Origin of the sequence: Cardiobacterium hominis (assembly GCF_900637305.1) — a bacterium.
Taxonomy (GTDB): Bacteria; Pseudomonadota; Gammaproteobacteria; order Cardiobacteriales; family Cardiobacteriaceae; genus Cardiobacterium; species Cardiobacterium hominis.
The window spans coordinates 1,926,987-1,951,603 of the sequence record NZ_LR134365.1 but is presented as its reverse complement, the minus strand read 5'-3'; the positions used below and the strand labels follow the sequence as shown (position 1 = coordinate 1,951,603).

The window sequence follows — 24,617 nt, the reverse complement described above, 5'->3', positions numbered from 1 at the left end:
GGGTTATTCGTCTTGTTGTGCGGCGAGGATGCGCAGGATTTGTTTGTTGCCCGCCTGGATGGCGGTGGCGAATTTTTGGATTTCCCGTGTGTGCGCGCGCGGATGGGTGAGGACGAGGTTGATGTTGTTGCGGTTGAAGGCGTAGTTCACCGCGATGTTTTCCGGGCCGCCCGCGGTGAAGGCGATGTAGCTCAGGATGCCGTGGTGGCCAAGGGTGATGGCGGAGATGTGGTTGTCGGTGAGGATGAGGTAGCCGGGGTCGTTGAAGAAGGGGATTTCTTGTTTTTGTTCGCGCGCGATGCTGCGCAGGCCGAGGAGGTGGCCGTAGGTGTCCTGCCCGTTCAGGCAGGCGTGTTTGCGCGCGCGGTGTTCTTTGCTGTATTGGTCGATGAGCGGCTGGATGTCGCTGGCGTCTTCGAGTTGGTAGATGGCGTGGGCGGTGGCGATGGAGGTCGCGGTGACGCTTTGCATGTAGGATTTGCGCCCGTTTTGGTAGTGGCGCATGTCGATGTTTTCGCGGCTGCTTTTGATGGTTTTGCGGGTTTTGTATTGGGCGTATTGTAGGGCGAGCTGCATGATGGCGTCGCGGTCGTTGTGTTTCAGGAGGGCTTGTTCCTGATCGTTGAGGAAGAGGTCGTAGATGCTGGTGGTGTAGCTTTCGGCGTGGTGGCGGTATTCGGCCAGCGCGTCTTTGATGAGTTTGTGGGTGCCGCTGTCTTGGTCTTTGGTTTCGTGTTTGTCAATTTGCCAGTCCAGCGGGCGCAGGTTGAGGTTTTCCGGCAGGGTGTTTTTGCGCCGGATTTGTTTGTCGCGCTGGTAGTGTTGGGCGAGCTGGAGGATGTCAGCGAGGCTCGCCGCGTCTATCCAGGTGCTTTCGCTGTGGAGGAAGTAGCGGTCGTCGTTGATGTTGCAGCGGTAGTTGAGCGGTTTGTATGCCCAGAAGGCGCTGCCGTCGGAGAAGGCGGCGTCGTTCAGGGCGTCTTCGTCGTCAAGGATGTGCGAGTCGTCGATGCTCAGCACAAACAGGGCTTTTTCGACGGTTTGCCAGATGGCGGCGTTTTCGCCGCGGCTGATGAGTTGGGCGCGGATTTCGCGCGCCTGGGTGTTGGGGAAGACGCTCGGCGCGGCAAAGGGCAGGTCGGGCGCTTCGGGGCGGCTTTGGATGAGGGCGTAGAGGGTGTTTTCGATTTGTGCGGGCGAGGCGATGCCGCCTTTGTCGTCATGGATGTCCATGCTCCAGCCGCGCCCCTGGTAGAGGATGATGATGTGGCGCGCGGGGTCGTGCGGGCTGTTGAAGGTGTATTCGTCTTCTACGGGCAGCGGGCGGCGGGCGGCGCCGCGCAGCACTTCCCACTGGCCGTGGCAGGTGTCGGGGTCGTCGAGGATGGCGCGCAGTTCGCCGTTTTGGTAGGCGTGGTGGACGCGGGCAAGGGCGTGGGTGAAGTGGGCGACGCGCTTCAGTCCGCTTTGTGGCGCTTTCCAGTCGATTTTCATCGCCTGGTTGCCGGTGAGCGGCAGGCTGCCTCGGTTGGCAAGGCGCATGCCGCGCCAGTAGTCGATGAGCCAGGAGTCGGGCGCGGCGAGATCTGCGCGTTGTTCGAGCAGGCGCTGGAGTTTGGGGGCTTCGAGATGGCGGAAGTCTTCCAGTGCCTTGGCGCTGTGGGCGTAGGTTTTGTCGTCCACCAGCGGGCGCAGCCATTGGAGGTAGGTGGCGAAGGTGTCGTCCAGGCTCGGCAGGGGCAGGGTTTTCATGATGGGGTGGGGTTTTCGGCGGGGAGTTCGATGTGGTCGATGCGGCGGTAGTTTTTCGGCAGCCAGTTGCCTTTGTGGCCGCGCGGGGTGAGGTAGTGCTCGCGTTCGTTGGCGCGGATGGTGAGTTTTTGTTTGCCGCTGTGGAGGGTGATGTCGCGCCCGCGCGGTACGGCGAGGATGTGCGCGAGGCGGATGCCGTCGGCGTCGTAGGTTTTTTTTGCAATCGCCAGGGTTTGGCTGCCTTTGCCTTTGGCGAGTTCGGGGATTTCTTCGGCGGGGATGAGGGCGACCCGGCCTTCGTTACTGATGGCGAGGATGTCCGTCTCGCCGTCCGGCAGGGCTTGCAAGGTGATGGCGCGGCTTGCGCCGCCCGGGGTGATGAGGGTTTTGCCGCTTTTGGTTTTGCTGGTGAGTTCGGCGCCCGGGATGAGGAAGCCGTAGCCGTTGTCGGCGGCGATGAGGTAGCGGCGTTCGGGTTCGATGATGGCGGCGGCGATGATATGCGCGCTGGCGTCGATGCTCATGCTGCTGCTAAGCGGTTCGCCGTAGCTGCGTGCCGATGGCAGGCCGTGCAGGGCGAGGGTGTAGCTGCGGCCGTTGTCGGCGAGCAGGCAGGCTTGTTGGTTGCTGCGGCCGCTGATTTGGGTGAGGTAGGCGTCGCCGTTTTTGTAGGTGAGCGCCGCGCCGTCGATGGCGTGTCCTTTGCCGCCGCGGATCCAGCCCATTTTGGAGAGAATGAGGGTGACGGCTTCGCTCGGCGTCAGTTCGGTCTCATCAAGGGCGACAGCCGCTTCGCGCTCGATGATGACGGTGCGGCGCGCGTCGCCGTAGGTTGCGGCGTCGGCGGCGAGTTCGTCGGCGATGAGGGTCAGTAGACGTTCGCGGCTTTGCAGCAGTTCGTGCAGATGTTGTTGTTCGGCGGCGAGCGCTTCTTGTTCGGCGCGGATTTGGATTTCTTCGAGACGGGCGAGGTGGCGCAGACGGGTGTTCAGGATGGCTTCGGCCTGCGCCTCGCTGAGGGCGAAGGTCGCCATGAGGACGGGGCGCGGTTCGTCTTCTGTGCGGATGATGCGGATGATTTCGTCGAGGTTGAGGTAGGCGATGAGCAGGCCTTGCAGGATGTGCAGGCGCTCATTGACCGCGTGCAGGCGATGGTTGAGACGGCGGCGCACGGTTTCTTCGCGGTACACCAGCCATTCGCGCAGGATTTGTCCGAGGTTTTTCACTTGCGGACGGCCATCAAGGCCGATCATGTTCATCTGCGCGCTGTAGCGTTTTTCGAGGTCGGTGGTGGCGAAGAGGTGCTGCATCAGCCGTTCGTGATCGACGCGGTTGGAGCGCGGCACGAGGACAAGGCGGATGGGGTGTTCGTGGTCGGATTCGTCGCGCAGATCCTCGAGCCAGGCGAGTTTTTTCGCCTGCATTTGTTTGGCGATTTGTTCTTGTACTTTGCTGCCGGAGACTTGGTAGGGCAGTTGGTCGATGATGATGTTGCCGTCTTCGAGGTGCCAGGTGGCGCGCAGCCGCACCGCGCCGCGTCCCGTGCGGTAGAGCGCGGCGATTTCTTCGCGCGCGGAGACGAGTTCGCCGCCGGTGGGGAAGTCGGGCGCGGGGATGTATTGCATCAGCGCGTCGTCGGTCAAGAGCGGGTCGGCGATGAGCGCGCGGCAGGCGGCAACGACTTCGCCGAGGTTGTGCGGCAGGAGGTTGGTCGCCATGCCGACGGCAATGCCGCTGCCGCCGTTCAAGAGGATATTCGGCAGGCGGGCGGGCAGGCGCGCCGGTTCTTGCAGGGTGCCGTCGAAGTTTGCCACCCATTCGACCGTGCCTTGTTCGAGTTCGGCGAGCAGCGTTTTGGCATAACCGGTCAAGCGGCTTTCGGTGTAGCGCATCGCCGCGAAGGATTTGGGGTCGTCAGCGCTGCCCCAGTTGCCCTGGCCATCAACCAGCGGGTAGCGGTAGGCAAAATCCTGCGCCATCAGCACCATCGCCTCGTAGCAGGCGCTGTCGCCGTGCGGGTGGTATTTGCCGATGACGTCGCCGACGGTGCGCGCCGATTTCTTGTGCTTGGACTGGTGCGAGAGGCCAAGCTCGCTCATCGCGTAGATGATGCGGCGCTGTACGGGTTTTAAGCCATCGCCGATATGCGGCAGGGCACGGTCGAGGATGACGTACATGGAGTAGTCGAGATAGGCTTTTTCGACGAAGCCGGCGAGGGGTTGCTGTTCGGTGAGGGCGGTGTTCATGGTATGCGGGGTGGTTTGTGTGGGCGGCGTTTTACGACGTTTTGCCGGAAAAATCCAGCGTCATGACGGAAAAAGGCGGCAGATAGGATTCTGCCGCCTGCGCGAGGTTGTTTTTCGGCTACTGCGAGAGCCCCCTGCGGGAAAGGGCATCAACCGCTGTAAATCGGCAGTTTGCCCATCATGTTCAAAATATGCAGCACGGCGACGGCAATGCCAAAGCAGAAAACGAACCACACCATGAACATCCCGCCCGGCGCGGTGAAGCCTTCATGACCCCGGCGGCGCGATTCGCGCACCAAAAGCGCGGGCATGATGCACGTCCAGATAGTGGCGACCGCACCCGCGTAGCCGATGGCGATGATAAAGCCCATGGGGAAAAGGAGCGAAAGGACGAGCGGCGGGATGAAGGTGGCGAGCCAGGATTTTGTCCGCCCGGCAGCGTCGTTCTTGAATTTGAAAAAATCGGCAAGGAAATCGAAAACGCCGAGACCGACGCCAATGAATGAAGACAGAATCGCCGCCATCGAAAACGCGCGAATGGCATGATTGACGTTTTCGGACTGAATGACACTGCTCAGCGCGGGCAGTAGTACATCCAAATCACCACCGGCAGCAATGACCGGCGCGAATTGTTCGCGCGGCATATTGCCAAAAATACTGACAATCCAGACAATATAAAAAACCAGCGTAATCAGCGTACCGCCGAGAATGGCGCGCGAGGCTTTGCGTTCTTCGCCGTAATAGGCACGCATGGAAGCGGCGGAATGGTGATAGCCAAAAGAAGCGAGGGCTACCGGAAACATTGCCAGCGCATAAGGCGCATAGGAAGGATGATTACTGCCAGTATCGAATAGCGTGGGAATGTTGATATTCTTCGTCAGGCCAAAAATACTGAAAATAAAGCTGAGCGCCATAAAAATAATCAGCACCACGGAAATACGGTCCACCGCGCGGGTAGAATGCCAAACAAACGCGCCAAAAATGAGGACAAACAGAATGGAAGACAATTTGCTGTTCAGGCCAATCAGCGGCGGCAAAATCATCCCGGCTGTCGTAATGTAGGCATAAAGAAGGATACCGCCGACGAAATAAACGGCGAGATTATTGACAAGATTGGCGCCGCTGCCAAACATATCATGCGTCACCGTATCGAAAGAGACGCGAATATCGTAGCGTTTATAGGCTTCCAGCAGCATCCAGCCGGAAATGGTCATGACAATCATGGTGACGAGCATGACGAGGCAGGTCCAGAGGGTCCATGCACCCGCTCCGGCACTGGGCAGGCCAAGCATGCCCGCGCCGACGCAAACACTGGCGATAATACAGGCACCGCCAAAGACGGAAGGTTGTTTATTCATGTTTGTATCCTGTTTTTTGAGTAAAAAAGGGGGGCGTAGTTTGCACTACGCCCCGCCAGTTTATGCTTAATCGACTTCTTTGAGTAGCGCAGTGAAGTGGCGCAGCACTTTTGGCTCATAAGTGAAAGTCAGCCCCTTGATTTTCGGCGCATTGGCTTTGACATGCACAAAGGCTTCCACGATGAAATCCATGTGCGACTGGGTATAAGTCGCGCGCGGAATGGTCAGGCGCAAGAGTTCTGCCGGGCAAGGTAACTGCTTGCCGGTTTTTGGATCGCGCCCTTGCAGGAATGAGCCAATTTCCACCGCACGGATACCGGCGACTTTATACAGCTCGCAGGCAAGCGCTTGCGCCGGGAATTGCTCGGCCGGAATATGCGGCAACAATTTGCCGGCATCGACAAAAGCGGCATGCCCGCCCGGCTGTTGGCAAACGACGCCGACGGCTTCAAGACGGTCCACCAAATACTGCACCTGGCCGATGCGGTAAGCGAGCCAGTCCTGACGCATACCATCATGCAGACCAACCGCCAAACGCTCCATCGCGCCGCCTTCCAGACCGCCATAAGTCGGGAAACCTTCTTGCACGACGCAGAGGGTGCGGCATTCGGTATAAACATCGAGATAGCGGTCGTCTTTAATGCAGAGCAAACCACCCATTGGCACCATCGCGTCTTTCTTCGCAGACATGGCGAGTATATCGGCGTATTGATAACTTTCGCGGGTAATTTCCTCGATGGATTTATTTTGATAACCCGGCTCGCGTTGCTGAATAAAATAGGCATTCTCGGCAAAGCGGGCGGAATCCATTACCACCGGAATATCATATTTCTGCGCGATGGTATACATACCGCGCAAATTGGCAATAGATACCGGCTGGCCACCAGCGGAATTACAGGTAATGGTGCAGACAATATACGGCACATTTTCAGCGCCCGCTTCCTTAATGCCCGCTTCCAGTTTTTCCAGATCAAAATTGCCTTTGAAATCGTATTTGATGCCGGTATCAAAGGCTTCTTTGGTATAAGTGTTTTTTACCGTACAGCCATTGATTTGCGAATGGCCTTGCGTGGTATCAAAGAAATAATTGGAAAAAGCGACCATTTTGCTGCGGTCGAGACCTTTTTCCTGCTCGCGTTTTTTAATGAGTACCGGAATGTAGATTTGCTCGGCGCCGCGCCCCTGGTGGGTCGGGATGGTGTATTGGTAGCCGAAGATTTCTTTGACGGCTTTGGCAAGCGCGTGATAACTGCGGCTGCCGCTGTAGGCTTCGTCGCCGCGCAACATCGCCGCTTGCATGTCTTGCGTGACCGCGCCGGTGCCACTGTCGGTCAGAAGGTCAATAAAGACGTCTTCGCTGTCGAGCAAAAACGGGTTCATGCCTGCCTTGAGAATGGCTTTTTCGCGATGTTCGCGCGTAGTGCGTTTGACCGGTTCGATGACGCGGATGCGGAAGGGTTCGGGGATGTGGGTGAAGTTTTCCATGATCGTTTCCTCATTGTCTGTTGAAAAAGTGAAAGCAGCTGGCGCCAGCAACGGCACAGGAGAAACGGCTATGGAAAACCGGCAGAAAGAACGTGATCCAGATTGAACCACCGGATGCAGGGGAATATGGCGATGTTCATGTGATATCCCTCAAGCTGTTGATACGGAAGCGGCTGCTGTCCGCTGAGGATAATGTAGTGTAATCTGTGGAAAATGGCAATATTTTTGTATGATTTTTGTGGTTAATCCGTGGATATTTGTGTTGATGCATGGTGCAAATAATAAAGAACCCGCTGCAGCGGGTTATATGGGCGGGTCTGGCAAATCAAGCGGTCGTTTCCGCTTCGCCTTCGTCGCCGCCTTTTTTCTGGTAACGGCGCCAGGCTTCCATTACTGCCTTGACCACCGTCGCCAGCGGGATGGCGAAGAAGATGCCCCAGAAGCCCCACAGGCCGCCGAAGACCAGTACGGCGATGATGATGGCGACCGGATGGATGTTCACTGCTTCGGAGAAAATCAGCGGCACGATGACGTTGCCGTCCAGAATCTGCACCGCGAAATACAGGCCGGAAACCCAGTAGAAATCGCTGGAGAGGCCGTATTGCATGTAGGCGACAACCAGCACCGGGATGGTGACGATGGTCGCGCCGATGTAGGGGATCAGCACGGAGAGGCCGACCATGAAGCTGAGTAGCAGGCTGTATTGCAGGTTGAAGATGTGCAGCGGGATGAAGGTCAGCAGCCAGACGACGAGGATTTCGCTGATTTTGCCGCGAATGTAGTTGCCAATCTGGATATCGACTTCGTACCAGACGTCCTGGATGATTTCGCGCCGTTTCGGCAGGAAGCGGCCAAGCCAGGCCATGATGAGCTTTTTGTCCTTGAGGAAGAAAAAGAGGAGCAGCGGCACGAGGATGATGTACACCAGCGCCTTGATGAGGACGAAGACGGAGTAAAAGAGCTTGCCGGAGAGTGATTTGCTGAAGTTGGCGATCTCGCCGTTGATGCTGTCCAGAAGGCTTTGCACGCCGGACTCGCTGAAGATGGTGGGGAATTTGTGCGGCAGCAGCAGGATGTATTCCTGCACGCGCTGGAAGTAGTCGGGCAGGGCGCTGATGAGCAGTTTTGCCTGGTCGATGATGGCGGGCAGCAGCACGACGGTGAGGTAGAGAATGGCGGCAATGAAGAGGAAAAAAACGAGCGAGACGGCTATCGCGCGGCGCACGCCGATGCGCTCCAGTTTGCCGATGATGCCTTCGAGCAGGTAGGCGAGGGCGATGGAGATGATGACCGGCAGCAGCCATTCGCCGAGGAAGTAGAAAATGGCAATCAGGCTGATACCGAAGGCAACCAGCGCAACCAGCGACGGGTTGGCGAGGAAGCGGGCGAAAGGCGCCCAGAGCGAGGTAGTGGGAGTGTGCATGTGGCGTTTGTTTGCGGGGAATCGGGCGGCAATTTTAAGGGATTGCGCCGGGTTTGGTGCGGGATTTTCGCGGCCGTTCTGAACCGCCTATCTTAATTAAGAGGCTGTTCGTTTGAGGCAGGCGGCTTTGTCTAAACTATATTTTTTGCGGTGGTATGCCGCTTCAAATACTACTGGTGAGATGTAACCCACGAAGCTAGACAAGCGACGCGCGTTAAATCAGTCCACCTATCCCAGATATGGTTAACTTCGCTTTTCTAAAGAAAAACGCCACGGTTGTGGCGTTTTTGGTTTTGTGCGAACGGTTTTCGTCGCAAGGCAGCCGCTTTGAGGCTTCAGATTTTGTGTATCCAGCCGTAGCGGTCGGGGGCGTCGCCGTACTGGATGGCGGTGATGGCGGCGCGGATGGCTAGCGCCCGTTCTTGTCCGGCGACCGGGATTTCTTTGTCGTTGATGACGAAGCTGGTGACGGGCGAGATGACGGCGGCGGTGCCGGTGAGGATGGCTTCGGCGCCGTTTTCGATGGCTTTTTGTAGTTCGGCGACGGTGAGGTTGCGTTCGTCGATGGTGTAGCCGAGATCTTTGGCGACTTTGAGGACGGAGTCGCGGGTGACGCCGTGCAGGAATTCGTCGGTCAGGCCTTTGGTGCGGATGGTGTTGCCGTCGATGAGCATGAAGTTGGACGCGCCGGTTTCTTGGACGTCACCGTTCGGGCAGAACAGTACTTGGTTTGCGCCGTATTTTTCGTGCGCCTGGTTGAGCCAGGGGAGCGCCGAGGCGTAGTTGCCGCCGCATTTGATGCGCCCCATGTGCGGTGCGCAGCGCATGTGCTCGGTTTCGACCAGGAGTTTCATCGGGCTGCCGACTTTGAAGTAGTCGCCCACCGGCGAGGCGAGGATGTAGAGGAGGGCGCTGGTGGTGCTGTGTCCGGCCTTGCCGATGACGGGGTCGGTGCCGACAAGGGTCGGGCGCAGGTACATGGCGTTCGGCGCGTCCGGCACGTAGTCGGCGGCGCGGCGCACGAGTTCGAACAGCGCTTCACGGAAGGTGTCGGCTTCGGGGATGGGCATGTCGAGCAGGCGCGCGCTTTGGCGCATGCGGGCGATGTTGTCGTCCGGGCGGAAGAGGACGATGTCGCCGTTTTTTTGGCAGAAGGCTTTCAGGCCTTCGAAACATTCGCTGCCGTAGTGCAGGCCGTGTGCGCCGGCGGGCAGGGTGATGGTGGCGCTTTCTTGCCAGCGCACGGGTTGCCAGGCGCCGTTTTGGTAGGCGACGGTCGGCATTTCGGGGTAGAACTCGCTGCCGAAGACGGCTGGGACGGGTCTGCTCATGGGGTTTCCTTTTGGGTCGTTTGGGGAGCGGCTACGATACTGCGCGTGGCGTGCTATGGCAAGGCGAGCAGGCTTTGGCCGGCGATGTAGAGGCTCATGCCGCCGAGGACGCTGATGACGGGGTTGCGCCAGCGGTGCTCAAGGGCGATGACGGCGATGAGGGCAAGCGCGCTGACGGCGGCGGCGCTTGCGGGTTGCCATTTGAGGGTGCTGGCGGCGTAGAGGGCGAGGATGGTCATGACGCCGGGCGGCATGACGCGGCCGAGCCAGGCGAAGGTGGTGTCGTAGCGGCGGGCGATGCGGGCGAGGAGGAAGGGGAAGGCGCGCAGGGCGAGGGTGATGAGGGCGCTGACCAGGACGGCGGCGGCGATGGCGGTGTAGTTCATGCGATGGTTTTGCGGGGGGTGAGGCAGAGGAGGGCGAGGAGGATGGCGATGGCGGTCGCCAGTACGTTGCGGTCGCTGACGGTGGCGAGCGCGATGAGGATGGCGATGAGGCCGTAGGCTTGCGCCGGGCGGCGTTCGCGGTAGTAGCTGTGGCTTTGGGCGAGGATGATGAAGAGTGCGGTCAGCGCGAATTCGAAGCCGGTGAGGGTGGGCGGGATGATTTGTCCGAGAAGGAGGCCGAGGGCGGTGCCGCCTATCCAGTAGAGTTGGCAGAGGGCTTCGATGCGCGCGATGAGGCGCGGGTCGGTGTCGCGTCCCATCGGGGCGATGAGGCTGTAGGCTTCGTCGGTGAGCGCGAAGATGCTGTAGGCGAGGAGCAGCGGGCGGCCGCGGTAGGCGGCGGTCGGGAAGGAGAAGCCGTAGAAGATGAGGCGCAGGTTGACGGCGAGGGTGGCAAGGGCAACCGCGCCGAGGCTGGTGCCGGTTGCCAGCAGGCCGGCGAGGAGGAATTGCATCGCGCCGGCGTAGAGGAAGGTGCTGGCGACGAGCGCCCATAGTGCGGGCAGGCCGTTTTGTGTCCACATCACGGCGTAGGCGATGGCCAGCGGGATGTAGCCGAGCAGGATGGGGATGGTGAGGATGAAGGCACGGCGCCAGGTGTAGTCGGTCATGGTTTCAGGCTTTGGGGTTGCGGGGCGGGTAAGGCAGGGGCGGGATGTTGGCAAGGCGGGCGCGGATTTCTTCCCATGACCACAGGCGGAATTCGGGATGGGCGTCGATGCCGACGTCCAGCGCCGCGCCGCGCAGGTGTACGGTGCCGTGGGTGTGGCCGTAGAGGTGCCAGCTACCGCGCTGTGCGCCCCGCCATTCGAGGATGGGGTAGTGAAAGAGGACGACGGGCTGGCCATCCAGGGTGTCTTCGTGGTAGGGCTTGATCCAGTGGAAACGTTCTTGCAGGTAGGGGTCGGCGCCGAGTTCGTCGTCGTGGTTGCCGCTAACGAGGCAGATTTCGCCGTTGAGTTCGGCCAGCAGGCGGAAGGTTTCGGCCAGGCCGCCAAAGGAGACGTCGCCCAGGTGATAGACGCGGTCGCCTTTGCCGACTTGTGCGTTCCAGCGCGCGATCATCGCCGCGTTCATTTCGGCGACGTTGCGAAAGGGGCGGTTGCAGTATTTGATGATGTTGTGGTGAAAAAAGTGGGTATCCGCTGTGAAGTAAACCGCCATGTCTGGTTTCCGGTGGGTAATCGCGCGGCATGATAGCACGCGGCGGCGCGTATGCGGTGGCGGGGGAGCTCGCGACAAATTCGGGCAATTCGACTATAGTCTTGCGGCAATGGATGCTGAGTTTTTGTAACCGCTCCGCGCGTTTTTTCTGCCATGGGTTTTGCGACGGTCATGCTTATTCTTTTTAACAAGCCTTTCAACGTTCTCTGCCAGTTCACGGACAAGTCCGGGCGGGCGACGCTCGCCGATTTTGTGGATGTGCCGCGCGTTTATCCCGCCGGTTTGCTCGATTATGACAGCGAGGGGCTGGTGGTTCTTACCGATGACGGCCGTTTGCAGGCGCGTATTGCCGACCCGCGCTTCAAGTTGGTGAAGACGTATTGGGTGCAGGTGGAGGGCGTGCCGGACGAGGCGGCGCTCGTGCAGTTGCGTGCGGGGGTGTGGCTGAAGGACAAGGGCAAGCGCGAGGCGCAGCGGACGTTGCCCGCCGCGGTGCGGGTGATTGCCGAACCGCCGCTGTGGCCGCGGGTGCCGCCGGTGCGCTTTCGCCTGTCGGTGCCGACGGCGTGGCTGGAGCTTTCGATTCGCGAGGGGCGCAACCGGCAGGTGCGACGGATGACGGCGGCGGTGGGTTTGCCGACGTTGCGCCTGGTGCGGGTGCAGGTTGGTGATTGGTCGCTGCGCGGGTTACAATCCGGCGCCTGGAAAAAGGTTCACGTTTAAGGAGTTTGCATGAAGGCAGCGATTGATTTGCTGGTGCGCGGGCAGGATTTGCCCGCCGAGTTGATGCGCGAGGTGATGTTGTCGCTGATGCGCGGCGAGGCCGACCCGGCAGCGGTCGGCGCTTTTTTGACGGCGCTGGCCATCAAGGGCGAGTCGGTTGCCGAGGTGACGGCGGCTGCGCAGGTGATGCGCGCGCTCGCTAAACCGGCGGATTTGGGCGGCGGTGTGCTGGTCGATCCGGTCGGCACCGGCGGCGATGGCGCCAGTCTTTTTAATGTGTCCACGGCGGCGGCTATTGTCGCTGCGGCGGGCGGGGTGAAGATTGCCAAGCACGGCAATGTCGCCGCCAGCAGCGCTTCCGGCAGCGCCGATGTCTTGCGTCAGGCAGGCGTGGTCGTCGATTTGGAACCGGTGCAGGTCAAGGCCTGTATTGCCGAGACGAATTTTGGTTTTATGTTCGCCCAGGCGTATCACCACGCGATGCGCCATGTTGTGCCGGTGCGCCGCGCCATTGGCATCCGCACGGTGTTTAATGTGTTGGGGCCGCTGTCGAATCCGGCGGGCGTCAAGCATCAGATGCTGGGGGTGTTCAGCCGGACGTGGCTGCGGCCGATGGTCGAAGTTGCCCAGGCGCTGGGCGCGGAGCGGGTACTGGCGGTGCATTCGCGCAATGGTTTGGATGAGTTCAGCGTGACGCATCCGAATGATGTCGCGGAACTTCGCGCCGATGGCGAGATTGTCGAGTTCATGCTCAATCCGGCGGATTTTGGCATGAACCATCATGACCACAGCGCCTTGCAGGTGACGAGTGCCGCCGACAGTCTGGCGCTCATCCGTCAGGTGTTTGCAGACGGCACGCCTGCTATAGGCTTCGATATGCTCGCGCTCAATGCGGCAGCGATTTTTTATGTGGCGGGCGAGGTCGCGGATTTTGCCGACGGCGTTGCGCGCGCCCGCGCGATTATGCGCGAGGGGCAGGCGACGGCGCAGTTGGAACGTATCGCTGCCTGTTCGCAGCGGCTCAAGGAGGTGTAGGCGATGGCGACGATTCTGGATGATATTCTCGCGCACAAGCGGCAGGAGGTCGCGGCGCAAAAGCAGCGGGTCGATATGGATACGCTGGTCGCCAATATCAGCGCGAGCAATGATACGCCGCGCGGTTTCATGAAGGCGTTGCAGGCGCGGGTCGCGATTGGCGGCACGGCGGTGATTGCCGAGGTGAAGAAGGCGTCGCCAAGCATGGGCGTCATCCGCGCCAGTTTTGATCCGGTCGCCATTGCGGAAAGTTATGCGGCGGCGGGCGCGACGTGTTTGTCGGTGCTGACCGACGAGAAATATTTTCAGGGCAGCGGGCATTATTTGCGCCTGGTTCGCGCGGCGGTCGGCCTGCCGTTGTTGCGCAAGGATTTTATCGTCGATGAATACCAGATCGTCGAGGCGCGCGCGCTGGGGGCGGATGCCATTTTGCTCATTGTCGCCGCGTTAAGCGATGCGGAACTGGCGGCGTTTACCCGCCTCGCCCACGATTTGGGGCTGGATGTACTGGTCGAAGTGCATGACGAGGCGGAATGCGCACGCGCGCTACAGTTGCCGTTGCGCGTCATCGGCGTCAATAACCGCAATCTGCACGACTTTTCCGTCTCGCTCGATACCTCGCGCCGCATCAAGACGATGCTGCCTGCCGACTACCTGCTAGTCAGCGAAAGCGGTATCCATACCCGCGCCGATATCGAAGCCTTGCAGGCCGACGGCATTCACGCCTTCCTCGTCGGCGGGGCGCTGATGCAGGCGGATGACCCCGGCGTGGCGCTCTCGGCGCTGCTCGCTAAATAACGAACGTTAATCGCGAGGCGGCGGAGCGCTATGGCACAATCCGCCGCCTTCACATTTACCGGAACCCCGCCATGCGCACACTTCGCCACGCCCTCGCCCCCCTCCTTCTTGTCATCAGCCTCGGCGCGCAGGCGCTGCAAGGCTATCTCGCCGAATACGACCTCACCGTGCGCGGCGTTGGCGCCGGGCGCGTGCGCCACGAAGCCATCTTCACCGAACGCGGCTACCGCTTTGAAACCATCGGCTCTCCCTCGCTTGCCGCCAAAATGCTCGGCTTTGGCGAAATCCGCGAAAAAGCCGAAGGCAAAATCGCGGGAGACAAAGTCGTGCCGACCTACTACCGCCGCGACATGCAGGGCAACGACAACCAGCACCTCTCCTACGACTACGCCAACGCCGTTAATGGCGAAATCCAGGCCATCGTCGGCGCGCAAAACAAAACCCTGCGGGTGAACCCGAACGAACCGGCGCTCGATATCTTGGCTCTGGTCGTACAAAGCCTGCTTGACGTCGAACGCGGTCACATCGGCGAACACAACTACACCCTCATCAACGAAGACCGCGTGCGCAGCTACCAGGTCAGCCGCCTGCCGGACGAAACCTGGCAGGACGTCAAAAGCGGCAAAACCCTCAAGATCAAAGTCTTCCTGCAAACCAGCGGCAACCGCCAAACCAAAATATACTTCGCCGAAAACCCGCTCCGTTTGGTAAAATTACAACAACTCAAGGATGGAGAATCCCGCTTCAGCCTTAAACTGTTGAATTACAAGTCCCTATAACATAATGAAAGTCCTGCTGATTGCCCCCAAAGACTCACCGACCTACCTGAACAGCCTGTACGCCTCCCTGCGCGTGCAAGTTGGCACCTGCGACCTCTACGCGCTGGACGACAAACAAAGCGCCGACATCAGCGCCTTCTTCAACCACTTCGTCAAACTACAACACTACGACCGCATCGTGCTGATGTACGACGGCGACTACATCCACCGCCACAGCCTGTTCCTGCGCACCCTGCCGTCACTTGCCATGCTGCGCCTCGAATACGACCCCCCGGAGCGGCGCAAAAAAATGAAAGAAAACTTCTTCGTCATGCCGTGGCTGCGCTGGATAGGCTGTGACCTTGCCGTCGCGCAAGAATACAGCGGGCCGGGGCACGACATCTTCTGGCTGCCGCAAGTCTATGACCCCGAACACTTCTACGCCCGCCCCAAAACATTGGGACAGCCCACCTGCCACCTCTACGACGGCCCCGGCAACAACGCCGACACCGTGCGCCATGCCCTCGCCGAACAAGCGGTAAACCTCAAACCGCTCGACAAAAACACCCTCTGGCAGGACATGAGCCGCGGCCTTGTCTGCCGCGAAGACTTCTTCCTCTACATCCCCGAAAACGACCACTACGACCCGACCCCGATGATCTGGGCAATGGCCTGCGGTGCCGTCGTCATCACCCCCGACCCGGGCAACGACATCCGCCTGCGCTACCGCTTTCGCGACAAACACGACGTCCTCTTCTACAACAGCGCCGACGAAATCACCAGCCTCGTCGAACAAAACCTGGCGCACCCGCACCGCCACACCAGCATCGCCCAGCACGCCGTCGCCCGCGCCAAAAACTTCCAGCCGCAACCGCTCGGCAAACGCATCGGCGAATACCTCGAAACCCAAGTACGCGACCCGGCGAACTACCGCAAACGCCAGCGCATCTTCGGCTTCGAAATCTGACCGCCCATGCGCCGCTCCCTCGCTGCCCTGTGGCACGGCCTCTGGCTCAACCGCCAACAACAAAGCCTGCTCACCGTCACCCTCTCCCTCGCCACCTCCCTCTGGCTCTGGCTGGAAGGCGGGCGCGTGCTGGACGTCGAATCCCTGCAAAACCTCTGGCGCAGCACCCACCACCCGCAAACGCTGTTTGAACACCTGCTCGCGCCGCTCGCCGGCAACCCCGACCTCGCCGTCGCCATCATGGCCGTGCTCTCCACCCTCTCGCTCTGGCTCTACTGCCGCCTCTCGCGCCTCATCGGCATCGGCCCGCAAACCACCTTCATCCTCTTCCTCCTCCTCAACTTCAACCCCGAATACAACGACGTCCGCCTGCAAATCAGCCGCTTCCAGCCCGTACTGCTCCTCTGGCTCGCCGGCCTCTACCTCTTCCTCGCCCACTACAAAAACCACATCCACCTCGCCTTCCTCGGCTGGGCGACCACCGCCTGGCTCGGCGCCCTGTTCGTCCCCATCGCCGCCTTCTGGGCGGGCGGCTTCCCGCTCCTCTTCCTCCTCTGGCCGGGACGCGGCAACTGGCGGCGGCGCCTGTGCGAACGCGGCCGCTTCCTGCTGGCCTACTACGCCCTCATCGCGCTCATCATCGGACTCGTTCCCGCCTGGCGACACGCCATCGGCGACTGGCTGCCCGAACTCATCGCCCAAATCGACCTCAAACGCAGCGAAATCGCCTTCCTCATCAACGCCGACAACCCCGTTGACCTCACCATCACCGAAGGCTACCTCGTCGCCCTCGTCCTCGTCGCCCTGAACGCCATCAAAATCATGGGGCCGGTCATCACCATCCTCGCTCTGCTGGCCCTCTCGCGCCGCGTCCTCAACACCGTCCTCGAAAAACGCGTGCGCCACTTCCACACCTGCTCCCTCATCTGGATCTGGGGCATGGCAGCCGTCGCCTACCTCTACTACGGCTACCTGCCGAGCGACCTCTACTACACCCCGGTCACCATGCTAGTCCTCTGGCTCTCCTCCGGCGTCGTCTTCTACGCCCTGCAACGCATCAAAAGCGGCCGCATCCCGCCAGAACGCCTGCTCATCCTCCTCTGGCTGATAATCGCCTATGCACTAGCCAGCATCATCACCATCGGCCCGCGCCTCACCTACCTGCGCGAAGCAGGCGAATGGGCGCGCGCGCACCAACCGGCAAACGGCGCGACCTACAGCAACAACCTCACCGCACTCGCCTATAGCGGCCGCCCGCCCTACCTGGACGGACAGGCCTACATCGACATGGAACACCCGCGGCAAGAATACTTCGAACTCACCCCGGACGACCTCCTCGTTCACATCAAAGGCCGCAAACAGGCAGAACCGCAAGACCTCGACCTCTTTGACATCCTCGCCGAATACCACAACGACCGCGGCGACAAAGCCTACATCCTGCGCGTCAAAACCGAATAGCGCATAACCCGACAAAAAAAACATCAGTAGGCACCGCCGCAGCAAAACACTTACATACACATCGAGCGCTCAAGCGTATGTAAAAACCTGCGGAAGCGGCGCAGCCACAAAACCCACACATCGACCCCCTTCATGACCCCTGAAGAACTCGCGCGGCGCGCCAACCTCACTCCCGCCACCCTGCACCGCCTGCTTGCCGAATACCAATACGCGATGAGCGACGAAATGAGCGCCGCCATGCACGATGCGCCTGACGACCCCATCGCTGCCCAATTCATCCCCGACGCGCGCGAACTCACCATCGCCGCAAGCGAACTGGCCGACCCCATCGGCGACGCGCCCCACTCGCCGCTACCTTCGCTGGTACACCGCTACCCGAACCGCGTCCTGTGGAAAATCTCGCCCATCTGCGCCGTGTACTGCCGCTTCTGCTTCCGCAAAGAACACATCGGCCGCCGCGGCCAGGCATTGCGCCAAAGCGAAATCGCCGCCGTCTCCGCCTACCTCGCCGCAAACCCGCAAATAGAAGAAATCATCCTGAGCGGCGGCGACCCGCTCACCCTTTCCAACAAAAAACTGCGACAAAACCTCGCCATCATCCGTGACCTGCCGCACATCCGCCGCCTGCGCATCCACAGCCGCATCCCCGTCGTCCAACCCGCCCGCATTGACCACGCCCTGCTCGACCTCCTCGGCGAACAGCCACAAAGCACCCACCTCGTCGTCCACACCAACCACAGTGCCGAACTCACCCCCAACGCCCGTGCCGCGCTGCACCGCCTGCGCACAAGCGGCGTGATGCTCTACTCACAAACCGTACTGCTCAAAGGCGTAAACGCCGACGCGGCAACACTCGCCAACCTCATGAACGACCTGCTCGACTGCGGCGTCAAACCCTACTACCTGCACCACCTCGACCTCGCGCGCGGCACCGGCCACTACCGCGTCTCGCTCAACGAAGGCCGCGCCATCGTCGCCGCGCTGCGCCGTCGCCTCTCCGGCATCGCCATGCCGACCTACATCGTCGAAATCCCCGGCGGCGACGGCAAAATCCCGGTGGGCGAACTCACCGCCGCACAAGAAGCAGAACTGCGCGCCAGCGGCATATACTGACCCCCGCAGAGCCTAGCCACGCCCGCACCATCACCCATCCACCCGAGCCACTCCCCCATGCAACCCGACACCCGCACCCATTACGGCACCATCAGCCGCCTCCTCCACTGGGGCATGGCGCTCGCCATCCTGCTGATGTTCCTCATGGCCATCGCCTGGCACATAAACGCGCGCTGGCAGAGCCTCATCCCCGTCCACAAAACCCTCGGCAACGCCCTGCTGATGCTGGTGCTGTTCCGTGGCATCTGGGCGATCGCCAGCGAACAACGCCCCAAGCCGGGCAACCGCGCCGTATGGCTCGGCCACCTCGCGCTCTACCTGCTGATGATTACCGTGCCGAGCATTGCGCTCATCCGCGACGCCGCCCGCGGACGAGACGGCCTGGCGGAAAACACCCTGACCCGCTTCGGCGATGACTGGCATGGCCGCACCGCCTGGCTCCTGCTGGCACTCATCGCCGGCCACATCCTCATGACCATCATCCACCAGCGCCGCGGCGAAAAAATCCTGCAACGCATGGCCGGCCGTCGCAACCCGCAAAATTTCCACGAAAAATAGCCTGTGGCGCGTATTGACAGCCCCCACTCCGGCACTATACTTGCCGCCCTTATCCACATGAACCAACCTACAGGAAACACAGTGAAAAGCGTCGCAATCGGAATCATCGGCTACGGAACCGTCGGCCAGGGGGTCGTCGAAGTCCTGCAAAAAAACGCGCGCGAAATTGAGCGCCGCTGCGGCTACCACCTGCAAGTGAAAAGCGTCGCCCGCCGCGACTGGAGCGGCACTGACACCAGCGCGCTGCCCTTCACTTGCGTCACCGACCCCTTTGCGGTGGCGGGCGACCCGGCGGTGGATATCGTCATCGAACTGGCAGGCGGCGAACACCCGGCGCGCGAACTGATCGAAACCGCGCTGAAAAACGGCAAACACGTCATCACCGCCAACAAGGCACTGATTGCCAAACACGGCGAAGCACTCTTTGCGCTTGCCCGCGAAAAAGGACGCGAACTGACCTTTGAGGCGGCAGTTGCGGGCGGCATCCCAGTGATTAAAGTCTTACGCGAAGGCATGAGCGCGAATGAAGTCAAGCGCGTCGCGGGCATTATCAACGGCACCAGCAACTACATTCTTACCGAAATGGCGCAAAAAGGGCGCGATTTCGCCGACGTACTGAAAGAAGCGCAGGCGCTGGGTTACGCCGAAGCCGACCCGTCGTTTGACATCAACGGCACCGACGCTGCGCACAAAATCACTATCCTCGCCTCCATCGCCTTCGGCATCCCGCTACAATTTGACAGCGTTTACATCGAAGGCATTGACGCCCTCACCCCGGAAGATATCCAGGATGCCGCCGAACTCGGCTACAGCATCAAGCATTTAGGCCTCGCCGTGCGCCGCGACAACGGCGTGGAAATCCGCGTGCACCCGACGCTCGTCCCGCAAAACGCGCTCATTGCCAGCGTTAATGGCGTGATGAACGCGGTGCAGGTACAGGGCAACGCCGTCGGCAACAGCCTCTACTACGGCCCCGGCGCAGGCAAACTGCCGACTGCCTCGGCGGTGGTCGCTGACCTCATTGACGTCGTGCGCGAGCTTAACCTCAAGGGCGAAGACCGCCTCACCGAATTCGGCTACAGCGAAGTGCATGACCGCAGCAGCCTGCCGGTGTTGCCCGCCGAAGCCTTCCATAGCGCCTACTATCTGCGCCTGACCGTTGCCGATCGCGCAGGCGTCTTGGCCGACATCACCCGCATCCTCGCCGACAACAGCATCTCCATCAACTCGGTCAGCCAGAAAAACCACCGCAAGAACAACGGTCATATCCCGCTGGTATTGCTCACCGAAGTCGTCAACGAAGCGCAGATGAACCGCGCCTGCGAACAACTGGCGGCGCTGCCTGCCGTCTCTGGTGCGGTCAAACGCATCCGCGTCGAAAACATCGAATAAACACCAAACTGCCCCTCCCTGTGGGGACGGGAGGGGCCCATGAACGAACGAACCCCTCTCCCTCTGGGAGAGGGGTTGGGGTGAGGGCGGCAAATGTGCAAAACCGGAATTCTGCTGCATCAATGATCGCTCATCCCCTCCAACCCTCCCCGGCCTACGCAAAGCCCTATACGGCATTGCACCGTCTCGCCGTACAATGCGTACTGTCTTCGGCGGCACGCCTTGTACAGAACTTTGCGTGTATTGCTATACATACACCACGAGCGCTCAGGCGTATGTAAACCTTCACAACACCACACTAACCAAACCCCAAACACACACCCGTGCTCACCCCCCGCCCCGCGCGCATCAGCGCCGCAACCCTGCCGGAAGACTGGCACCCGCTGGTCAAAAACATCTACGCCAGCCGCCTTGCCCGGCATGACGAAATCGAAAAACGCCTGCAAAACCTGCTGCCGCCGGACGACCTCACCGACCTCGCCCCCGCGCTTGACCGCCTTGAACGCGCGCTGAACACGCACGAACCCATCCTCGTCTATGGCGACTACGACGTCGATGGCGCCACCGCCACCGCCCTCACCGTGCGCGTCCTGCGCCAACTGGGTGCCAACGTGGACTGGTTCATCCCGAACCGCAGCGCGCACGGCTACGGCTTTAGCCTCGCCGGACTTGCCGCCCTGCCGAGCACGCCCGGCCTCATCCTCACCGTTGATAACGGCACCAGCAGCCACGAAGCCGTTGCCGCCGCCCGCGCGCGCGGCATTGACACCCTCATCACCGACCATCACCTGCCCGGCGACACCCTGCCCGCTGCCATCGCCACCATCAACCCCAACCGCCGCGACTGCACCTTCCCCAGCAAAAACCTCGCCGGCGTTGGCGTCGCCTTCTACCTCCTCCTCGCCCTGCGCCAACGCCTGCGCGCGCAAAACCGCTGGCCGGAAAGCCTGCGCCTCACCGACCACCTCGACCTCGTCGCCCTCGGCACCATCGCCGACCTCGTGCCGCTTGACTACAACAACCGCATCCTCGTCAACCACGGCCTCGCCCGCATCAGAAGCGGCCAGGCGAACACCGGCATCCGCGCGTTGCTCGCCGTCGCCAACCTCGAACCCGCCCACCTCGGCGCACAAGACATCGCCTACTCCGTCGCGCCGCGCCTGAACGCCCTCGGCCGCCTCGGCGACATGAGCGACGGCGTCGCCCTGCTTCTTGCCGAAGACTGGCAAACCGCCCAAGACTACGCCCAACAAAGCGACGAAAAAAACCGCGACCGCAAAGCGCTGGAAAACGAAGCCGTACAAGAAGCGGCGCGACAAGTCTCGCCCGCCTTGCCACTCGCGGCCGCCTACGACCCCGCCTGGCACGAAGGCATCATCGGCATCCTCGCCGCCCGCCTGAAAAGCCGCTTCGCCCGCCCGGCGCTGGTCGCCACCGACAGCAACGAAGACGGCTGGATCAAAGCATCACTGCGCTCCGTCAGCGCCGTGCCGCTGCACGAACTCCTGAACGACGCCGCGCGCCACCTCCCCGGCGAAGCATTGCGCTACGGCGGCCACGCCGCCGCCGCAGGCCTTAGCGTCAAACGCGAACACTACCCGGCGCTGATAGAAGCCATCAACCGCGCCTTCCTCGAAACCTACGGCACGACCGTACCGCCCGAACCCGTGTACATCGACGGCGAACTACCCGCCGCACTCCTGAACCTCGACTGGGCGCGCTACCTGGAGCGCCTCGAACCCTGGGGCGCGTCGCTGCCCGTCCCCGTCTTCGCCAACCCCTTTGAAGTACTGGACTGCCGCCTGCTGGGCAGCGCGCACACCCGCCTCGTCCTGCGCGAAATGCACAGCGGCAACGCCTACAACGCCTCATGGTTCTTCCACACCGCCGACTACCGCCCCGGCACGCGCCTGCGCATCGCCTACCAACTACAAGTCAACCGCTTCTACGGCGACGAACGCCTAAGCCTCCTCGTCCAGCACGCGCAGCCGCTATGAAACCCGCGAAAGCCCAACAACCCCCAGAAACCCAACCGACGAAATAACCACTCCCCGAAACCCGCAAGGAATCCCCATGCAATACCAATCCACCCGCGGCGCATCCCTCGGCCGCTTCAGCGACATCCTCCTGCAAGGCCTCGCCCCGGACGGCGGCCTCGCCATGCCCGAACACATCCCGACCATCATCACCGCCAAAAACCTGCACGAGTGGAAAACCTACAACTACGCCGACCTCGCCTTTGCCGTGATGCGCCACTACATCGACGACATCCCGGAAAACGACCTGCGCCGCATCCTGCACCGCAGCTACCACGAGAGTGTCTTCCATAGCGAAGCCATTACCCCGCTGACCCGCCTCGGCGACAGCCACACCTACATCCTCGAACTCTCCAACGGCCCCTCGCTTGCCTTCAAGGACATCGCCATGCAATTCCTCGGCAACGCGATGGAATACGTGCTTGAAGCGCGCGACCAGCGGCTGAACATCCTCGGCGCGACCAGCGGCGACACCGGCTCCGCCGCCGAATACGCCATGCGCGGCAAAGCGCGCATCAACGTCTTCATGCTCTCGCCGCATGGCCGCATGAGCCCCTTCCAGCAGGCACAAATGTACAGCCTGCAAGACGCGAACATCCACAACATCGCCATCGAAGGCGTCTTTGACGACTGCCAAGACCTCGTCAAAGCCGTCAATGCCGATGCCGCCTACAAGAGCCGCCACCACATCGGCGCGGTGAACTCCATCAACTGGGCGCGCGTGCTGGCACAAAGCGTGTACTACATCAAAGCCTACCTCGCGCTCGACTTGCCGGAAGGCGCAGAAGTCGATTACACCGTGCCGTCCGGCAACTTCGGCAACATCTACGCCGGCTACATCGCCAAACGTATGGGATTGCCCATCGCCCACCTCATCGTCGCCACCAACGAAAACGACGTCCTCTACCACACCTTACGCAGCGGCGAATACCGCGCCCGCCCGGCGGCAGACGTCGCCAAGACCAGCAGCCCGTCGATGGACATCGGCAAAGCGAGCAACTTCGAGCGCTACATCTACAACATCAGCGGCGACGACAGCGCACAAACCGCCGCCCTCTGGCACACCCTTGAAGCGGGCGGCACCGTCAGCCTGAAAGCGCTGGGCGAGCGCATCCGCGCCTCCGGCTTTGACGCCGGTCGTAGCAGCCATGCCGACCGCTTGACAACCATCCGCGACGTGTACGAAAAATACGGACGCCTGATTGACCCGCACACCGCCGACGGCGTCCATGTCGCGCGGCAGTGGCAAGCCGCCCACCCCAGCGAACGCCCAATGATATGCCTGGAAACCGCGTTGCCCGCGAAATTCGAAGAAACCGTACAGGAAGCGACCGGCATTACCGCACCACGCCCGGAACGCTTCCGCGACATCGAACAAGCCCCGCGCCGCGTGGAAATCCTGCCGAACGACGTCACGGCACTCAAAGACTACATCGCCCGCAGCCTCGCGCAGCACCAATAAAACCAGCCCCGCAGAGCGGGGCTTTTTCAGATTCCGGACTTACAGCGCTCCTCGCAAAGCCTCATACAGTGTTGCGCCGCCTGACAGGGCAGCTTCGTCAGCGCCGTACCCATGCGTACCGCCGTCGGCGGCGCGCCTTGTTTAGAGATAGTTGATAAAGAAAAGCCCGCAGTATGCGGGCTTTTGGGGACGGAAAGCTGAACAAAAAAAGCGGGCTTTTGCCCGCTTTTCATTTGGAAAATCAGTAGTACCAAGTGCGGATTGGCCCGGAATCCACGTGAATGAAGTTGGAACCACGATAGATGCCGATACCGCCAGCGTTCAAGCGTTGTGCCATCGCGCGCAGCTGGCGGGAAGTGTAGCCCTGAATGGAGATGTCGGCGGCTTGCGCTTTCATGTGATAGCTTTGTTTGCCGACGTTCTTGGAGCGGCGCGCCAGCATGGAGTTGGTGGCGGGTGAGCGGTAACCGCTGTGCAGTTCAATCGTGGAGCTGTTGCCGACATTGCTTTGCATGTAGTGCAGGATATTGAGCAGGTCAATATCCACAGAGACGATTTGGTTTTGGCGGAAGTCGCGGAAGAAGCGGCTGATTTCATCCATGGCCGGCTGGATATATCCGTATTCCGGTGTCCAGAAAACCGCGCGGATGCTTTCGCCGGTATGGGGGTTGAACATCTTGATCATGCGCTCGCGGCCGGTGGCAGCGCGCACCCAGTCCGCAGGAGCTAAAAGGCCCGCAGTCACAATCGCAGCAGTTTTGATAAAGGTGCGACGGGAGTTGCGGGCGCAGCAGGGGCAGTCCACACCATGCTCAAAATCGGCAAAGGTAACGGCCCGTTCGGTGTCAGGTTTTTTGAAAAACATGTTGGATACCAAGGTTTCGTGTTTAGGCGGCGAAATATAAAATAATTGCAATCCTTTTGCAATAATCTACGTCGCAAAACGCAGAAATTCTTGATTACAGAAGATAGAGGAGAAGTGGTGGCTACGCCCTGACTCGAACAGGGGACCCCATCATTATGAGTGATGTGCTCTAACCAACTGAGCTACGTAGCCACGGGGGATTTGAGGCGCGCGATTATGCCGATGCGGCAGGGGAGTGTCAAGCGAT

21 protein-coding genes and 1 tRNA gene are annotated in these 24,617 nt (G+C 60.9%); 11 read left to right on the top strand and 11 right to left on the bottom strand.

The window, feature by feature from the left end:
* Positions 1 to 3: 3 nt before the first annotated feature.
* The 9 genes from EL199_RS09495 to EL199_RS09455 all read right to left on the bottom strand — a co-directional run bounded on the left by EL199_RS09495 (position 4) and on the right by EL199_RS09455 (position 11,205).
* Positions 4 to 1,752 carry a choline/carnitine O-acyltransferase gene (locus tag EL199_RS09495; protein WP_004141931.1) on the bottom strand — a complete coding sequence of 583 codons (1,749 nt, stop codon included), beginning with the start codon at positions 1,750 to 1,752 and terminating at the stop codon, positions 4 to 6.
* Complete coding sequence (gene parC, locus EL199_RS09490; protein ID WP_004141933.1) at positions 1,749 to 3,998, bottom strand: DNA topoisomerase IV subunit A; 2,250 nt, start codon at positions 3,996 to 3,998, stop codon at positions 1,749 to 1,751. The genes EL199_RS09495 and parC overlap by 4 nt, the downstream gene beginning before the upstream one ends.
* Positions 3,999 to 4,147: 149 nt before the next feature.
* Positions 4,148 to 5,356 (bottom strand): aromatic amino acid transporter, encoded by a 1,209-nt coding sequence (locus tag EL199_RS09485; protein ID WP_004141934.1) that lies wholly within the window; start codon positions 5,354 to 5,356, stop codon positions 4,148 to 4,150.
* Positions 5,357 to 5,422: 66 nt separating this feature from the next.
* Positions 5,423 to 6,841 (bottom strand): tryptophanase, encoded by a 1,419-nt coding sequence (gene tnaA, locus EL199_RS09480; protein WP_004141935.1) that lies wholly within the window; start codon positions 6,839 to 6,841, stop codon positions 5,423 to 5,425.
* Between the two features lie 325 nt (positions 6,842 to 7,166).
* The gene (locus tag EL199_RS09475; RefSeq protein WP_004141936.1) at positions 7,167 to 8,264 is read right to left on the bottom strand and encodes an AI-2E family transporter; all 1,098 of its coding nucleotides are present in this window, start codon (positions 8,262 to 8,264) and stop codon (positions 7,167 to 7,169) included.
* A 335-nt stretch (positions 8,265 to 8,599) separates the two neighbouring features.
* A complete protein-coding gene (gene ilvE / locus EL199_RS09470; protein ID WP_004141937.1) occupies positions 8,600 to 9,595 on the bottom strand; it encodes a branched-chain-amino-acid transaminase in 996 nt (331 codons plus the stop codon).
* A 53-nt stretch (positions 9,596 to 9,648) separates the two neighbouring features.
* Positions 9,649 to 9,981: a branched-chain amino acid transporter permease gene (locus EL199_RS09465; protein ID WP_040355559.1), complete on the bottom strand. Its 333-nt coding sequence runs from the start codon at positions 9,979 to 9,981 to the stop codon at positions 9,649 to 9,651.
* Positions 9,978 to 10,652 (bottom strand): AzlC family ABC transporter permease, encoded by a 675-nt coding sequence (locus EL199_RS09460; RefSeq protein ID WP_004141938.1) that lies wholly within the window; start codon positions 10,650 to 10,652, stop codon positions 9,978 to 9,980. Before EL199_RS09460 ends, EL199_RS09465 begins: the two co-directional genes overlap by 4 nt.
* Before the next feature lie 4 nt (positions 10,653 to 10,656).
* Complete coding sequence (locus tag EL199_RS09455; protein ID WP_004141939.1) at positions 10,657 to 11,205, bottom strand: metallophosphoesterase family protein; 549 nt, start codon at positions 11,203 to 11,205, stop codon at positions 10,657 to 10,659.
* A gap of 153 nt (positions 11,206 to 11,358) precedes the next feature.
* Here EL199_RS09455 and EL199_RS09450 point away from each other — a divergent pair, with 153 nt between their 5' ends.
* From EL199_RS09450 to thrC, 11 genes are all read left to right on the top strand, one after another.
* Positions 11,359 to 11,928, top strand: coding sequence for a pseudouridine synthase (locus tag EL199_RS09450; RefSeq protein WP_004141941.1), 570 nt, complete (start codon positions 11,359 to 11,361; stop codon positions 11,926 to 11,928).
* A 9-nt stretch (positions 11,929 to 11,937) separates the two neighbouring features.
* Positions 11,938 to 12,963 carry an anthranilate phosphoribosyltransferase gene (trpD, locus tag EL199_RS09445; protein ID WP_004141942.1) on the top strand — a complete coding sequence of 342 codons (1,026 nt, stop codon included), beginning with the start codon at positions 11,938 to 11,940 and terminating at the stop codon, positions 12,961 to 12,963.
* Between the two features lie 3 nt (positions 12,964 to 12,966).
* Positions 12,967 to 13,761 carry an indole-3-glycerol phosphate synthase TrpC gene (trpC, locus tag EL199_RS09440; RefSeq protein WP_004141944.1) on the top strand — a complete coding sequence of 265 codons (795 nt, stop codon included), beginning with the start codon at positions 12,967 to 12,969 and terminating at the stop codon, positions 13,759 to 13,761.
* A gap of 71 nt (positions 13,762 to 13,832) precedes the next feature.
* On the top strand, positions 13,833 to 14,540 hold the full coding sequence (locus tag EL199_RS09435) for a DUF3108 domain-containing protein (RefSeq protein WP_004141945.1): 708 nt from the start codon (positions 13,833 to 13,835) through the stop codon (positions 14,538 to 14,540).
* 4 nt (positions 14,541 to 14,544) lie between these two features.
* Positions 14,545 to 15,486, top strand: coding sequence for a glycosyltransferase (locus tag EL199_RS09430; RefSeq protein ID WP_004141947.1), 942 nt, complete (start codon positions 14,545 to 14,547; stop codon positions 15,484 to 15,486).
* Positions 15,487 to 15,492: 6 nt separating this feature from the next.
* Positions 15,493 to 16,944, top strand: a complete 1,452-nt coding sequence (locus EL199_RS09425) for a hypothetical protein (protein WP_004141948.1) — start codon at positions 15,493 to 15,495, stop codon at positions 16,942 to 16,944.
* Between the two features lie 132 nt (positions 16,945 to 17,076).
* Complete coding sequence (locus EL199_RS09420; RefSeq protein ID WP_004141951.1) at positions 17,077 to 18,057, top strand: KamA family radical SAM protein; 981 nt, start codon at positions 17,077 to 17,079, stop codon at positions 18,055 to 18,057.
* 57 nt (positions 18,058 to 18,114) lie between these two features.
* A complete protein-coding gene (locus EL199_RS09415) occupies positions 18,115 to 18,615 on the top strand; it encodes a cytochrome b (RefSeq protein ID WP_004141954.1) in 501 nt (166 codons plus the stop codon).
* Between the two features lie 81 nt (positions 18,616 to 18,696).
* Positions 18,697 to 20,007 (top strand): homoserine dehydrogenase, encoded by a 1,311-nt coding sequence (locus EL199_RS09410; protein ID WP_040355560.1) that lies wholly within the window; start codon positions 18,697 to 18,699, stop codon positions 20,005 to 20,007.
* Positions 20,008 to 20,330: 323 nt separating this feature from the next.
* Positions 20,331 to 22,004: a single-stranded-DNA-specific exonuclease RecJ gene (gene recJ, locus EL199_RS09405; RefSeq protein WP_040355563.1), complete on the top strand. Its 1,674-nt coding sequence runs from the start codon at positions 20,331 to 20,333 to the stop codon at positions 22,002 to 22,004.
* A 76-nt stretch (positions 22,005 to 22,080) separates the two neighbouring features.
* Complete coding sequence (gene thrC / locus EL199_RS09400; RefSeq protein ID WP_004141960.1) at positions 22,081 to 23,505, top strand: threonine synthase; 1,425 nt, start codon at positions 22,081 to 22,083, stop codon at positions 23,503 to 23,505.
* A gap of 241 nt (positions 23,506 to 23,746) precedes the next feature.
* On the opposite strand, the gene EL199_RS09395 is transcribed toward thrC, so the two are convergent.
* Positions 23,747 to 24,370: a YcbK family protein gene (locus EL199_RS09395; RefSeq protein WP_004141962.1), complete on the bottom strand. Its 624-nt coding sequence runs from the start codon at positions 24,368 to 24,370 to the stop codon at positions 23,747 to 23,749.
* Positions 24,371 to 24,485: 115 nt separating this feature from the next.
* Positions 24,486 to 24,562 (bottom strand) — tRNA-Met (locus EL199_RS09390).
* Positions 24,563 to 24,617 lie beyond the last annotated feature (55 nt).

Coding starts and splice junctions, on each gene's coding strand:
- EL199_RS09495 (WP_004141931.1), bottom strand. CDS start 1,752: ATGAAAACCCTGCCCCTGCCGAGCCTGGACGACACCTTCGCCACCTAC.
- parC (WP_004141933.1), bottom strand. CDS start 3,998: ATGAACACCGCCCTCACCGAACAGCAACCCCTCGCCGGCTTCGTCGAA.
- EL199_RS09485 (WP_004141934.1), bottom strand. CDS start 5,356: ATGAATAAACAACCTTCCGTCTTTGGCGGTGCCTGTATTATCGCCAGT.
- tnaA (WP_004141935.1), bottom strand. CDS start 6,841: ATGGAAAACTTCACCCACATCCCCGAACCCTTCCGCATCCGCGTCATC.
- EL199_RS09475 (WP_004141936.1), bottom strand. CDS start 8,264: ATGCACACTCCCACTACCTCGCTCTGGGCGCCTTTCGCCCGCTTCCTC.
- ilvE (WP_004141937.1), bottom strand. CDS start 9,595: ATGAGCAGACCCGTCCCAGCCGTCTTCGGCAGCGAGTTCTACCCCGAA.
- EL199_RS09465 (WP_040355559.1), bottom strand. CDS start 9,981: ATGAACTACACCGCCATCGCCGCCGCCGTCCTGGTCAGCGCCCTCATC.
- EL199_RS09460 (WP_004141938.1), bottom strand. CDS start 10,652: ATGACCGACTACACCTGGCGCCGTGCCTTCATCCTCACCATCCCCATC.
- EL199_RS09455 (WP_004141939.1), bottom strand. CDS start 11,205: ATGGCGGTTTACTTCACAGCGGATACCCACTTTTTTCACCACAACATC.
- EL199_RS09450 (WP_004141941.1), top strand. CDS start 11,359: ATGGGTTTTGCGACGGTCATGCTTATTCTTTTTAACAAGCCTTTCAAC.
- trpD (WP_004141942.1), top strand. CDS start 11,938: ATGAAGGCAGCGATTGATTTGCTGGTGCGCGGGCAGGATTTGCCCGCC.
- trpC (WP_004141944.1), top strand. CDS start 12,967: ATGGCGACGATTCTGGATGATATTCTCGCGCACAAGCGGCAGGAGGTC.
- EL199_RS09435 (WP_004141945.1), top strand. CDS start 13,833: ATGCGCACACTTCGCCACGCCCTCGCCCCCCTCCTTCTTGTCATCAGC.
- EL199_RS09430 (WP_004141947.1), top strand. CDS start 14,545: ATGAAAGTCCTGCTGATTGCCCCCAAAGACTCACCGACCTACCTGAAC.
- EL199_RS09425 (WP_004141948.1), top strand. CDS start 15,493: ATGCGCCGCTCCCTCGCTGCCCTGTGGCACGGCCTCTGGCTCAACCGC.
- EL199_RS09420 (WP_004141951.1), top strand. CDS start 17,077: ATGACCCCTGAAGAACTCGCGCGGCGCGCCAACCTCACTCCCGCCACC.
- EL199_RS09415 (WP_004141954.1), top strand. CDS start 18,115: ATGCAACCCGACACCCGCACCCATTACGGCACCATCAGCCGCCTCCTC.
- thrC (WP_004141960.1), top strand. CDS start 22,081: ATGCAATACCAATCCACCCGCGGCGCATCCCTCGGCCGCTTCAGCGAC.
- EL199_RS09395 (WP_004141962.1), bottom strand. CDS start 24,370: ATGTTTTTCAAAAAACCTGACACCGAACGGGCCGTTACCTTTGCCGAT.